The sequence below is a fragment of the Paraburkholderia sp. LEh10 genome (assembly GCF_017814945.1).
Classification (GTDB): Bacteria; Pseudomonadota; Gammaproteobacteria; order Burkholderiales; family Burkholderiaceae; genus Paraburkholderia.
The window spans coordinates 1-12958 of record NZ_JAGIPX010000120.1; the positions used below are offsets into that span (position 1 = coordinate 1).

The window sequence follows — 12958 nt, forward strand, 5'->3', positions numbered from 1 at the left end:
TTGTCGCCTTCGACGTTCAGCGGCGCCAGCACTTCGCCGCACAGCTTCGCGGATTCTTCGAGCACGGCCTGTGCCGTGTCGGCGTTCGCTTCTTCGAAACCCGGCAGCGCTGCGACTTCTTCGAGTGCGGCCAGTTCCTGCATCACGAACATCATGTCCTTGATGGGTGCCGTATAGCTCATGACTGCCTCCTCCCGACTCCATAGAAAAAAAGGGCGCTGGATTCGACATCCTCGCGCCCTTTCGCCTTGCTGACGTGCGCCATCACGCGGCGCGTTCTTCTAATCAGCCGAGTGCGCTCACCAACTCAGGCACGACCGAGAACAGATCGCCAACCAGCCCATAGTCCGCGACGCTGAAAATCGGCGCTTCTTCATCCTTGTTGATCGCGACGATCACCTTCGAGTCCTTCATGCCGGCCAGATGCTGGATCGCGCCCGAGATGCCGACCGCGATGTACAGCTGCGGCGCGACGATCTTGCCCGTTTGTCCCACCTGATAGTCGTTCGGCACATAGCCCGCATCGACGGCCGCGCGCGATGCGCCCATCGCTGCGCCCAACTTGTCTGCCAACGGCTCCAGCACCTTCGTGTAGTTCTCGCCGCTCCCGAGACCCCGACCACCCGACACGATGATGCTCGCCGACGTCAGTTCCGGACGGTCCAGCTTCGTCACTTCGCGGCTCACGAACTGGGAGATGCCCGCGTCCGCTGCTGCTTCGATCTTTTCGACGGGTGCGCTGCCACCTTCCGCTGCGACCGGGTCGAATCCCGTTGCGCGAACCGTGATGACCTTGACGGGATCCGCGGATTGCACGATCGCAATCGCGTTGCCTGCGTAAATCGGGCGCTCGAAGGTATCGGCCGAATCGACAGCCGTGATGTCGCTGATCTGCGCGACGTCGAGCTTCGCGGCGATGCGCGGCGCGATGTTCTTGCCGTAAGCCGTGGCCGGCGCGAGGATGTGCGAGTAGTCCTTCGCGATGTTCAGCACCGTCGCCTCGACGTTTTCCGCGAGGCCTTCGGCCAGTTGCGGCGCGTCGGCGAGCAGCACCTTTGCGACTCCCGCGATCTTCGCAGCCGCGTCAGCCGCCGCTTGCGCGTTGTGGCCCGCGACCAGCAGATGAACGTCGCCACCGATCTTCTGTGCGGCAGCCACCGTGTTCAGCGTCGCAGCCTTGATCGACGCGTTGTCGTGTTCAGCAATTACCAGAATCGTCATTTCATTCGTCTCCGTGTGCCCGATATATCAAAGCACTTTGGCTTCGGTCTTCAGCTTCTCGACCAGCGTCTTCACGTCGGCCACCTTGACGCCCGCCGAGCGCTTCGGCGGCTCGCTGACCTTCAGCGTCTTCAGACGCGGCGTCACATCGACGCCCAGATCTTCGGGCTTCACGGTTTCAAGCGGCTTCTTCTTCGCCTTCATGATGTTGGGCAGCGTCACATAGCGCGGCTCGTTAAGGCGCAGATCGGTCGTGACCACGGCGGGCAGCTTCAGCGACAGCGTTTCCGAGCCGCCATCGACTTCACGCGACACGGTCGCCTTGCCGTCCGCGACAACAACCTTCGATGCGAACGTCGCCTGCGGCAGACCCGCCAGCGCTGCCAGCATCTGGCCTGTCTGGTTCGAGTCGTCGTCGATCGCCTGCTTGCCGAGAATCACCAGCTGAGGCTGCTCCTTGTCGACCAGCGCCTTCAGCAGCTTCGCGACGGCGAGCGGCTGCAGGTCTTCATTCGATTCGACGAGGATCGCGCGGTCCGCGCCGATCGCCAGCGCCGTGCGCAGCGTTTCCTGGCATTGCGCGACGCCCGCCGATACGGCGATCACTTCCGTCGCCACGCCCGCTTCCTTCAGTCGAACGGCTTCTTCGACGGCGATTTCGTCGAACGGGTTCATCGACATCTTCACATTTGCGATATCGACGCCCGTGTTGTCCGACTTCACGCGGACCTTGACGTTGTAGTCAACCACTCTCTTGACTGGCACCAGGATTTTCATGCACACGCTCCAAAGTTACGAATACGTCAACCCGACGGACATTATAGCGACAGCCTCTGTTGCAGCCGCCTCGGGATTGCTTGGTGTCGAGGATAACGCCCCTCGATGGCGCGATGTAAATATCGAACGGTCGTGCTATTCTAACCTTGTAAAGCCCCGAAAGCCAAGTCAGGGTTCCTACCAATGCGATCCGGTCGAGCGGTGCAACGCGCCGCCCAGAGCGGCGCATTCGTCAGATCACCAGGACGCGATCACCGCGCCGCCAAACCTGCTTTCAATGAACTGCTTCACTTCCGGCGAGTGGTAGGCCGCAACCAGCTTCGCCACCCATGGCTTGTTGCGGTCCGCCTCGCGGATCGCAATGATGTTCACGTACGGACCCTTCGGATCTTCGATCGCGATCGCATCCTGCTTCGGCTTCAAACCCGCTTCCATTGCGAAGTTCGTGTTGATCGCGGCCGCGTCGACATCGCCGAGCGAGCGCGGAATCTGCGCCGCGTCGAGTTCGACGATCTTCAGCTTCCTCGGGTTCTCGGTGATATCGAGCGGCGTCGCCTTCAGGCCCGCGTCGGCGCGCAGCTTGATCAAGCCCTGCTTTTGCAGCAGAAGCAACGCACGGCCGCCGTTGGTCGGATCGTTCGGCACGGCGATCTTCGCGCCCGCCGGCAACTCGGCCAGCGCTTTCACCTTCTTCGAATAGATGCCCATCGGGAAGGTCACGGTATCGGCGATTCTGATCAGCTTGTAGCCGCGGTCCTTCACTTGCGCCTGCAGATACGGATCGTGCTGATAGCTGTTCGCGTCGAGATCGCCGCTCGCGAGCGCCGCGTTCGGCTGCACGTAGTCCGAGAACTCGATGACCTTGATGTTCAGGCCGTTCTTCGCGGCGACCGTCTTGACGACGTCCATCAGTTGCGCGTGCGGGCCGCCCGTCACCCCGACCTTGATCGATTCGTCGGCGAAGGCGAGCGACCCTGCGCCGAACAGCGATGCCGCGCCCAGCACAGCCGCGACCTTGAAAATGAAACGACGTTGCATGACCAGACCTTTATCTTCTTGAAGAATGTTTATTTGTGGCTCAGACGACGCACGAGCCAATCCCCGAACGACTGCACCAGTTGCACGAAGACGATCAGGATCACGACGACCGTCACCATCACTTCCGGCAGAAAACGCTGATAACCGTAGCGGATGCCGAGATCGCCGAGACCTCCGCCGCCGATCGCGCCCGCCATCGCCGAATAGCCGACCAGCGACACGAACGTGATCGTCAGCCCCGCGACGATGCCCGGCAGAGATTCCGGCAGCAGCACCTTGAAAACGATCTGTGACGTGGTCGCGCCCATTGCCTGCGCCGCTTCGATCAGCCCGCGATCGACTTCGCGCAGCGCCGTTTCGACAAGCCGCGCGATGAACGGCGCGGCGGCGATCGTCAGCGGGACGACGGCGGCTGCCGTGCCGATCGACGACCCGACGACGAGGCGCGTAAAAGGAATCACGGCAACGAGCAGAATGATGAACGGCGTCGAGCGCACGGCATTGACGATCACGCCCATCGCGCGGTTGACAGCGACGTTTTGCAGCACGCCCTGACGGTCGGTCAGATAGAGCAGCACGCCGAGCGGCAGGCCGACGGCTGCGCCGATCAGTCCCGAGATGCCGACCATGATCAGCGTCTCCCAGAACGACTGCACGAACATATCGAACATTTCACTCAACATACGACAACTCCTCGACCACCACGCCCTGTTCGCGCAAGAACGCCTGCGCCTGCGCGACCTTCGCAGGTTCACCGCCCGCCAGCACCGCGAGCGAGCCGAACGCCTGCCCCTGGATCTCATCGATCTGGCCGTGCAGGATATTGAAGTCCAGTTCGTAGCGGCGGATCGTCTCCGACAGGATCGGCTGATCGACGCCCGAGCCCGTGAAGGCAAGCCGCAGCAGATGCCCGCGGCCGGTTTTCAGGCGCTCGGCGACGCGCGCCTTCAGTGCAGGCGGCAGTTCCTGCGCGATCACATCGCCGATCAGCGCGCGCGTGACTTCGTGATGCGGCTGCAGGAACACGTCGATGACCTTGCCCTCTTCGACCACGCGGCCGTTGTCGAGCACCGCGACGCGATCGCACACCTGCTTGATCACTTCCATCTGGTGCGTGATGAGCACGATGGTCAGCTTCAGCTCGCGGTTGATGCGCTTGAGCAGATCGAGGATCGCACGGGTCGTTTCAGGATCGAGCGCCGACGTCGCCTCGTCGGAGAGCAGCACTTTCGGCTTGCTCGCGAGCGAGCGCGCAATGCCGACGCGCTGCTTCTGCCCGCCGCTGATCTGCGACGGATAACGGTCCTTCTGCGCGGATAGCCCGACCAGTTCGAGCAGCGGCAGCACATGCGCGTCGATCTCGGCGCGCTTCATGCCCGCAAGTTCGAGCGGCAGCGCGACGTTATCGAAGACGGTGCGCGACGACAACAGATTGAAGTGCTGGAAGATCATGCCGATCTCGCGGCGCGCCTCGCGCAGTTGCGCCGCGGGCATTGTCGTGAGATCGCGGCCGTCGACGACGATATTGCCTTCCGTCGGACGCGTCAGCAGGTTGATCGTGCGGACCAGCGTGCTCTTGCCGGCGCCGCTGCGCCCGATGATGCCGAACACCTCGCCTTGGGGAATCGACAGATTGACGTTGTGCAGCGCTTCGACCCAGCCCCGTGGCCCCGGAAAACGCTGCGAGAGATGACGTAGTTCGATCATGTAAACGAAACGGCGGACTCGCCACCGGGCGTTGCACGCCCCGGGGCACGCGCCGCCGTGTCTTTTATTGGGATTTGAGCGCGCGATTTTACCGCACGCTCGTCATATCCTTTAATAATCAATTGCGAGACTTTCATAACCCTGTGGAATTAGAGGACTGCTCGGTCCGGCCGATCGCGATCGACGATGCGCATACCGCTATGATCGGGCGCACCACGATAAAAAACGGAAGATGCCATGGAAACCTCGCAAGCCGCCGCATCCGTTGCGTCGAGCCCGGAACGCTCGCGCGTCGTCACGCGGGATGGCGTCGAGTTGCCGCTCTATCGCTGGCGCGCGGCGGGCTTGCGATGCGCGACTGTCGCGCTCGTGCACGGACTCGCCGAGCATGCCGGACGCTATGCAGCGTTCGGGCAGGCGCTCAACGCAAACGGCATCGAACTGATCGCTATCGATCTGCGCGGCCACGGCAACGCGCCCGGCCCGCGCGCATGGATCGAGCGCTTCGACGACTATTTGTCCGACGCCGACGCCCTCGTCACGGAAGCAACACGCAATGACGGCCCGCTCTTTCTGATGGGCCACAGCATGGGCGGCGCAATCGCCGCGCTGCATGCGATCGAAAGACACCCCGGCCGCAGGCGTGCGTTAACCGGCCTGATCCTGTCGAGCCCCGCGCTCGCGCCCGGCCGCGACGTGCCGCGCTGGATGCTCGCGATCAGCCAGAAGGTCAGCCGCGCGTGGCCGCGCTTTCCGGCGATGAAAATCGACGCGGCGCTGCTGTCGCGCGATCGCGGCGCCGTCGAAGCGAACCGCAACGATCCGCTCGTGCATCACGGCGCGATTCCCGCGCGCACGGGCGCCGAACTGCTGCTCGCGATGCAGCGCATCGAGCGGGGCCGCGCGGCGCTGCGCATGCCGCTCTTCGTCTGGCACGGCACCGCCGACAAGCTCACCGAGCCCGAAGGCAGCCGCGACTTCGGCGCGCACGCCGGCTCGCCCGACAAGACGCTGACGCTCTATGAAGGCAGCTATCACGAGACGATGAACGACTTCGACCGCGAGCGCGTGATCGACGCGCTCGTCGCGTGGATTCTGAACCGTGCAAGATAAGGTGCCGGGCGGGAAGCGGCCGGGTGGCGTCAGGGCTTGGGCCAGTCCGGCCGCCGCTTGTCGATGAACGCCTGCACGCCTTGGAGCGCCGACTCGTCCATCATGTTGCAGGCCATCGTCTGCCCCGCCAGCTGATACGCGGCCTCGATGCCCATTTCGAGCTGCCGGTAGAACAGGCCCTTGCCCGCCCCGACGGCTTCGCGCGGCTTCTCGCAAATGCTCTTCGCGAGCGAGGCGAGCTCGATGTCGAGACTGTCCATCGGCACCACGCGATTCACGAGGCCTTGCTGCTTTGCGGCCATCGCGTCGATGAAGTCGCCCGTCAGCAGCATTTCGAGTGCCGCCTTGCGCGACAGGTTACGCGACAGCGGCACGGAAGGCGTTGCGCAGAAGAGCCCGAGATTGACACCCGACACGGCAAAGCGCGCGGTATCGGCGGCAACGGCGAGATCGCACATCGCGACCAGCTGGCAACCTGCCGCCGTCGCAATGCCATGCACGCGCGCGATCACTGGCTGCGGCATGCGCTGGATCGTGAGCATCATCTTCGTGCAGCGCGCGAAGAGCGTCTGGTAATAGTCCAGCGACGGCGCGGCGCGCATTTCCTTCAGATCGTGCCCGGCGCAAAACGCGCGGCCCGCGCCCGCGATCACGACGACGCGCGCGTCGCTCTTCGCGATGTCGGCGAGATGCGTCTGCAGTTCGTCGAGCAGCGCCTCCGATAGCGCATTGAACGCATCCGGCCGGTTCAACGTGAGCCGCACGACGCCGCGCAGGTCGTAAGCGTCTTGCGTGACTTCGATCAGCGCACCCGTCGCGTCCCTGTCCATGATGAGATCTCCTCCGGCGCGCCGCGCCCGCGTTCAGATATCCGCGAGTGCGCGCACGTGCGCGACGACGCTGCGTCCGAGCGCCGACAGGTTATAGCCGCCTTCCAGGCAACTGACGATGCGCCCGTTCGCGTACTTGTCCGCGATCGTGCGAATCTGCTGGGTAATCCACGCGTAGTCGTCCTCGACGAGCGCCATGTTGCCGAGGTCGTCCTCGCGATGCGCGTCGAAACCCGCCGACACGAACAGCATCTGCGGCTTGAACGTTTCGAGCCGCGGCAGCCAGATCATGTCGACGGCCTCGCGCACGACCATGCCCTTCGAGCGCGCCGCGATCGGCACGTTGCACATGTTCGGCGCCTGGTTGTCGGCGCCCGTGAACGGATAAAACGGATGCTGGAAGATGCTGCACATCAGCACGCGCGAGTCGTTCGAAAACGCGGCCTCCGTGCCGTTGCCGTGATGCACGTCGAAATCGATGATCGCGACGCGTTGGAGTCCATGCACTTCGAGCGCATGCCGTGCGGCAATTGCGACGTTGTTGAAGAAGCAAAAGCCCATCGCGCGCGCCGGCTCCGCGTGATGGCCGGGCGGGCGCACGCTGCAGAACGCGTTCTCGTACCGGCCTTCCATCACGGCGTCCGTGGCCGCGACGGCCGCGCCCGCGGCACGCAATGCGGCCGTCCACGTATGCGGGTTCATCGACGTGTCGGGATCGATCTCCGCGTAGCCGCTGCTCGGCGCGCGCTCGCGGATGTAGTCGACATGCGCCTTCGTATGCACGCGCAACAGCGCGGCTTCGTCGGCAAGCGGTGCGGATTCGCGCTCGATCAGCTCGCCGATGCGGCTTGCGATTAGCTGGTCTTCGATTGCCTGCAGGCGGGCCGGGCATTCGGGATGCCATTGACCCATCTCATGCTGCAGACAGTCTGCATGTGTATAGAAACCGGTTGCCATGAGTTGATTTTGGGCAGCGTGCCACGCAAAAAGTGCACATGCGCACTGCCATGTCTCCGTCCATTGACGCAAGCGGGTTGCGCGAATACTACGAAGTTACCACACGATGCACCCAGACCGTGATGCCGCAATGCTTCTGCACAGTTTCGAAGAATCCCGTCAGGTATACTGCCCCGTAACTTTTTCGGCCCGCACACACCCAGTTCACCATGACCGTCAAGCTAGCTCCGTCCGCACAACTTCGGCTACGCGCAACGACTGTAGCCGCCGCACTGTCCGTTGCATGGTGCGCGTTCGCGGGAGTCAGCCCGGCCTCGGCTCAGACGGCCTCCGCCAGACCGCGCGTTCAGCTGGCGCAGGGCCAGCCGGAACAGCCGACGCAACAAGGACAGACGTTCGAAGAAGAGATCGTGCCGCAGCGCTATGCGAACAATGCCAACGTCGATGCATTCGTCAACGACATGGCTGCGCGCCATGACTTCGATCCCGACGCGTTGCACGCGCTCTTTGCGCACGTCAGCTATTCGGCCACGGCAGTGAAGCTCGTGACGCCGTCGCCGACACCGTCGATCAAGAACTGGCGCGTGTATCAGGCGCGCTTTCTCGATCCCGTGCGCATCAACGCAGGCGTGAAATTCTGGCGCGCGAACCAGGCGACGCTGCAGCGCGCCTATGAGCAATTCGGCGTGCCGCCCGAAGTGATCGTCGGGATTATCGGTGTCGAGACGATCTATGGGCGCTACATGGGCAACTTCCGCGTGCTCGATGCGCTCACCACGCTCACATTCGATTACCCGAACACGGCCAATCGCGCGGAACGGCAGGCAACGTTCCGCAAGAATCTCGAAGACTATCTCGTGTGGACGCGCGATGCCCAAATCGATCCGACGACGGTGCTCGGCTCGTACACGGGCGCGATCGGCATTCCGCAGTTTCTGCCGAGCAGCATCGTCCAGTATGCCGTCGACTACGAGGGCAGCAAGCGTATCGACCTGCGCACGAGCCAGGCCGATGCGATCGGCAGCGTCGCAAATTATCTGAAGCAGAACGGCTGGGAAACGGGCCGCCCTGTCGTGTGGAACATCGCAACGGACACGGGCAGCCTCGGCATCGCGCAGGCTGCGGCAACGGGCGCGCCGGAACCACGCTGGTCGCTGCAGCAACTGCTGAAAGCCGGCATGCTGATGGACCAGCCCGGCCTCGATACGACAACGGAAGCAGGCACGCCCGTGACCGTCGTCGATCTGCCGTCGCCGGGCCGCCCGACGGAATACACGCTCGGCCTGAAGAATTTCTACGTGCTGACGCGCTACAACCGCAGCTTCTTCTATGCGCTGGCCGTGTATGAGCTCGGCGAGCGCGTCAAGGCTCAGATGGCGGCAACGGAAGCAGGCAATGCGTCGTCGATGCCCGCGGCGTCACAGTAGCCTCGCCATAATCCCGCCACCGCCGCGCTCAGGCGATCGATGCAAAAACGCCGGCGAATGCCGGCGTTTTTCCCTTGCGGACGTGCCTGAGGCGGCAAGCCGGCATCAGGCGGGAAACACACCCGTCGACAGATAACGGTCGCCGCGATCGCAGACGACAAACACGATCGTCGCATTCTCGACCTGGCGCGCGATACGCAGCGCCACTTCGCAGGCGCCCGCCGACGAGATGCCACAGAACACGCCTTCCACTGCCGCCATCCGGCGCGCCATGGCTTCCGACGCAGCCTGGCTCACAGGCTCGACGCGATCGACGCGACTGCGGTCGAAAATTTTCGGCAGATAGGCTTCCGGCCATTTGCGGATGCCCGGAATGCGCGAGCCCTCTTCAGGCTGCGCGCCGATGATCTCGATGGCGGGATTCTGCTCCTTCAGATACTGCGACACGCCCATGATCGTGCCCGTCGTGCCCATCGCGGATACGAAGTGCGTGATGCGGCCTTCCGTGTCGCGCCAGATTTCGGGGCCCGTCGCCTCGTAGTGCGCGACGGGATTGTCCGGGTTGGCGAACTGGTCGAGGATGATGCCCTTGCCTTCGCGCTGCATCTGCTCGGCGAGGTCGCGCGCGTATTCCATGCCGCCCTTGACGGGTGTCAGCAGGATCTGCGCGCCGTACGCAGCCATGCTCTGGCGGCGCTCCAGCGACAGGTCCTCCGGCATGATCAGGATCATCTTGTAGCCACGGATCGCCGCAGCCATCGCGAGCGCAATGCCCGTGTTGCCGCTCGTCGCTTCGATCAGCGTGTCGCCCGGCTTGATGCGCCCGCGCTGCTCCGCCTTTTTGATCATCGAAAGCGCGGGGCGGTCCTTCACCGAGCCCGCGGGATTGTTGCCTTCCAGCTTGCCCAGCACGACGTTGTTGCGGCTGCGAATATCGTCGTCCACGAGGCGGACGAGTTGAATGAGGGGCGTATTGCCGATCGTGTCTTCAATCGTTTTGTAAGCCATGTCGGTTGCGTGCTGCGACGATGCGCGAAGTCTTGAATCCGACGATTCTAAACCACCGGGCGCATGGCTGCCGGCAGCCCTCAATGCGCGCACGGATGCCGCCTTGTCCGAACCGACGCAAAAAGCCGCGGCAGGCTGGATCTGCCGCGGGAGCCAGTCATCTGAACGACGGCTGAAGGAGTAGCCTGACGCAACCCCGGCCAATGGAAAACGATGACACTCGTCATGAGCGCCTGAGGCGGGTCGATACCCGCGCGCATCAGGCGCTCACGGCATGCGGTTACTTCTTGACCACCACAGCGGGTTCGTTCTTCGCAGCGGGTGCCGCCTTCCCGTGCGGCGCCGCAGCCTGTGCGCCAGCAGCAGCGACAGCCGTCGCACCAGCGCCCGATGTGCCGACAGCGAGGCCCTCGGCCTGCAGACGCTCGACGGTATGACCGCCGAGACCCTTGACCCGCTTGCTGAGATCCGTCGCGTCCTTGAACGGACCGTGCGCCGTGCGTTCGTCGAGAATGGCCTTCGCCTTCGCGGGACCGATGCCCTTGATGCCGCGCAGCGCGGATTCGTTAGCGGTGTTGACATCGACCGACGCGAACGCCTGGCCGAAGGCGGCGAGCATGGCCGCCGTGACGATGACTTTTTTGAGCATATGGAATCTCCCTGAAACACCGGCCGGTGACGATCACCGACCGGGAGACTCCAGTGTAGAGAGGTGTACGAACGATTTACACCTGGCCGAATAGCCAACGCACATAGCGGTCGACGCCTTCCTGCACGGTCAGGAACGGCGCGTCGTAGCCCGCTGCGCGCAGCTTCGTCAGATCGGCCTGCGTGAAGCACTGGTACTTGCCGCGCAGCGCGTCGGGGAACGGAATGTACTCGATCAGCCCGCGCTGCACGAGTTCCGCCAGCGACAACGCCGGCTCGCCGGCGAGCACGCGCAGCGTGTTGACGACCGTCGACGCGATATCGTTGAACGGTTGCGCGCGCCCGCTGCCCAGATTGAAGATGCCCGACCGCTCCGGATGATCGAAGAAATGCAGGTTGACCTTCGCGACATCCTCGACGGAGACGAAATCGCGCGTCTGCTCGCCCGCCGCGTAGCCGTTGTACTCGCCGAACAGCTTCACCTTGCCCTCGGCGCGGAACTGGTTGAAGTTGTGGAACGCGACGGACGCCATGCGCCCTTTGTGCGCCTCGCGCTGGCCGTACACGTTGAAGTAGCGAAAGCCAACGACCTGGCTCTTCGCCGACGGCAGCACGCGCCGGATCACCTGGTCGAACAGGAACTTCGAGTAGCCGTACACGTTGAGGGGCGCCTCGACCTCGCGCTCTTCGACGAAGCGCGACGAGCCGCCGTACGTCGCCGCCGACGACGCATACAGAAACTGCACGCCCTGCGCGAGACATGCGTCGAGCACGGCGCGGCTATAGCGGAAGTTGTTGTCCATCATGTAGCGGCCGTCGGTTTCCATCGTGTCCGAACAGGCGCCTTCGTGGAAAATCGCGCGCACCTTGCCGAAGTCGCCGCGCGCAAAGCGTTCGACGAATTCGGTCTTGTCGAGATAGTCGTCGATTTCGCAGTCGACGAGATTCTTGAACTTGTCGGCGCGCGTCAGGTTGTCGACGGCGATGATGCGGTCTTCGCCGCGCTCGTTGAGCGCCTTGACGATGTTGCTGCCGATAAAGCCAGCCGCGCCGGTGACGATGAGGGTCATGGTCGTCCTGCTGTGATGAGAGTCAACGGATGCGCCGATCAACCGCACGCCACGCTGCAAGTGCGGGCGCGTGCGGCATCAGTCAAAGAGTTCGTCGTAGTCGACGGTCGCGGTGCCGAGCTTGGCGACCACGATGCCCGCCGCACGGTTCGCGAGCGTGACGGCTTCGTCGAGCGGCAGGCCGGCGCCAAGCATCACGGCGAGCGTGGCGATCACCGTGTCGCCTGCGCCGGACACATCATACACTTCGCGGGCGACGGCCGCGGCGTGCAGGATGCCAGCGTCGGAGAAGAGCGTCATGCCCTCTTCCGAGCGCGTAAGCAGCAGCGCCGTCAGTTCGAGCTCGGTGCGCAGCTTCGTCACGCGCGCAAGCAGATCGGCTTCGGATTTCCACTGCCCGACCACTTCGCGCAGCTCCGCGCGGTTCGGCGTGATCAGCGTGGCGCCGCGATAGCGCTCCCAGTCGTCACCCTTCGGATCGACCAGCACCGGCTTGCCCGCCGCGCGCGCCTTCGCGATCATCTGCGTGACGTGCGTGAGGCCGCCTTTCGCGTAGTCCGACATCAGGATCACGTCATGCGCGGGCAGCAGCGCGTCGTAGCGCGCGAGGCCGGCGAGCAATGCCTCGTGCGCGGGCGCCTTTTCGAAGTCGACGCGCAACAGTTGCTGCTGACGCGACAGCACGCGCAGCTTGATCGTCGTCGGCAGTTCGGGGTCGCGCTCCAGATGCGGCGCGACGCCGCTGTCGCCGAGCAACTGCACGACGCGCTCGCCGGGCTCGTCATGGCCGACGACGCACAGCAGGCCCGCCTGCGCGCCGAGCGCCGCGGCGTTGCGCGCGACGTTCGCCGCGCCGCCCAGCCGGTCTTCCTGCCTCTGCACGAGCACCACGGGCACGGGCGCTTCCGGCGAAATTCGGTTCACGTCGCCGAACCAGTAGCGGTCCAGCATCACGTCGCCGACCACCAGCACGCGCGCCGCCGCCAGCCGCTCGCGCGCGACCGTGCCGACTTCCGGCGCGAGCCTGGCGCCTTCAGGTACGGCTGGAGTCGGATGATATTTCAGCGGGTCGTGCATAAGAACGTCCAATCGAGTGATAGTCGATGCCGAGCTCCGACATCGCCTCCGGTTCATACAGATTGCGGCCGTCGAAAATCAACGG

At 64.1% G+C, this 12958-nt stretch carries 14 protein-coding genes; 2 read left to right on the forward strand and 12 right to left on the reverse strand.

Annotated elements, in window-relative coordinates:
• From J8I87_RS41900 to J8I87_RS41925, 6 genes are all read right to left on the reverse strand, one after another.
• Positions 1–182: acyl-CoA dehydrogenase N-terminal domain-containing protein (locus tag J8I87_RS41900; protein WP_209938412.1), on the reverse strand; the 182-nt coding region annotated here is incomplete at its 3' end.
• Positions 183–285: 103 nt separating this feature from the next.
• Positions 286–1221: an electron transfer flavoprotein subunit alpha/FixB family protein gene (locus J8I87_RS41905; protein WP_209938413.1), complete on the reverse strand. Its 936-nt coding sequence runs from the start codon at positions 1219–1221 to the stop codon at positions 286–288.
• Positions 1222–1248: 27 nt separating this feature from the next.
• Positions 1249–1998 carry an electron transfer flavoprotein subunit beta/FixA family protein gene (locus J8I87_RS41910; RefSeq protein ID WP_209938414.1) on the reverse strand — a complete coding sequence of 250 codons (750 nt, stop codon included), beginning with the start codon at positions 1996–1998 and terminating at the stop codon, positions 1249–1251.
• Positions 1999–2235: 237 nt separating this feature from the next.
• Complete coding sequence (locus tag J8I87_RS41915) at positions 2236–3036, reverse strand: MetQ/NlpA family ABC transporter substrate-binding protein (protein ID WP_209938415.1); 801 nt, start codon at positions 3034–3036, stop codon at positions 2236–2238.
• Positions 3037–3065: 29 nt separating this feature from the next.
• Positions 3066–3719 carry a methionine ABC transporter permease gene (locus tag J8I87_RS41920; protein ID WP_209938416.1) on the reverse strand — a complete coding sequence of 218 codons (654 nt, stop codon included), beginning with the start codon at positions 3717–3719 and terminating at the stop codon, positions 3066–3068.
• Complete coding sequence (locus J8I87_RS41925; protein WP_209938418.1) at positions 3709–4743, reverse strand: methionine ABC transporter ATP-binding protein; 1035 nt, start codon at positions 4741–4743, stop codon at positions 3709–3711. Before J8I87_RS41925 ends, J8I87_RS41920 begins: the two co-directional genes overlap by 11 nt.
• A 237-nt stretch (positions 4744–4980) precedes the next feature.
• Here J8I87_RS41925 and J8I87_RS41930 point away from each other — a divergent pair, with 237 nt between their 5' ends.
• Complete coding sequence (locus J8I87_RS41930; RefSeq protein WP_209938419.1) at positions 4981–5856, forward strand: alpha/beta hydrolase; 876 nt, start codon at positions 4981–4983, stop codon at positions 5854–5856.
• Between the two features lie 29 nt (positions 5857–5885).
• Here the strand turns inward: J8I87_RS41930 and J8I87_RS41935 are convergent, their stop codons facing one another.
• Positions 5886–6686 carry an enoyl-CoA hydratase gene (locus J8I87_RS41935; protein WP_209938420.1) on the reverse strand — a complete coding sequence of 267 codons (801 nt, stop codon included), beginning with the start codon at positions 6684–6686 and terminating at the stop codon, positions 5886–5888.
• 33 nt (positions 6687–6719) lie between these two features.
• A complete protein-coding gene (locus J8I87_RS41940; protein WP_209938422.1) occupies positions 6720–7643 on the reverse strand; it encodes a histone deacetylase family protein in 924 nt (307 codons plus the stop codon).
• Between the two features lie 209 nt (positions 7644–7852).
• Between J8I87_RS41940 and mltB the strand changes: the two genes are divergently transcribed.
• Positions 7853–9070 carry a lytic murein transglycosylase B gene (gene mltB / locus J8I87_RS41945; protein WP_209938425.1) on the forward strand — a complete coding sequence of 406 codons (1218 nt, stop codon included), beginning with the start codon at positions 7853–7855 and terminating at the stop codon, positions 9068–9070.
• A gap of 105 nt (positions 9071–9175) precedes the next feature.
• Here mltB and cysM read toward each other — a convergent pair whose 3' ends face one another.
• The 4 genes from cysM to rfaE1 form a co-directional block, all read right to left on the reverse strand.
• Positions 9176–10078: a cysteine synthase CysM gene (cysM, locus tag J8I87_RS41950; RefSeq protein WP_209938427.1), complete on the reverse strand. Its 903-nt coding sequence runs from the start codon at positions 10076–10078 to the stop codon at positions 9176–9178.
• Positions 10079–10358: 280 nt separating this feature from the next.
• Entirely contained in the window at positions 10359–10727 is a 369-nt protein-coding gene (locus J8I87_RS41955; RefSeq protein ID WP_209938429.1) for a helix-hairpin-helix domain-containing protein, read from the reverse strand.
• A gap of 76 nt (positions 10728–10803) precedes the next feature.
• On the reverse strand, positions 10804–11796 hold the full coding sequence (gene rfaD, locus J8I87_RS41960; protein WP_209938431.1) for an ADP-glyceromanno-heptose 6-epimerase: 993 nt from the start codon (positions 11794–11796) through the stop codon (positions 10804–10806).
• Positions 11797–11874: 78 nt separating this feature from the next.
• Complete coding sequence (rfaE1, locus tag J8I87_RS41965; RefSeq protein ID WP_245254571.1) at positions 11875–12873, reverse strand: D-glycero-beta-D-manno-heptose-7-phosphate kinase; 999 nt, start codon at positions 12871–12873, stop codon at positions 11875–11877.
• Positions 12874–12958 lie beyond the last annotated feature (85 nt).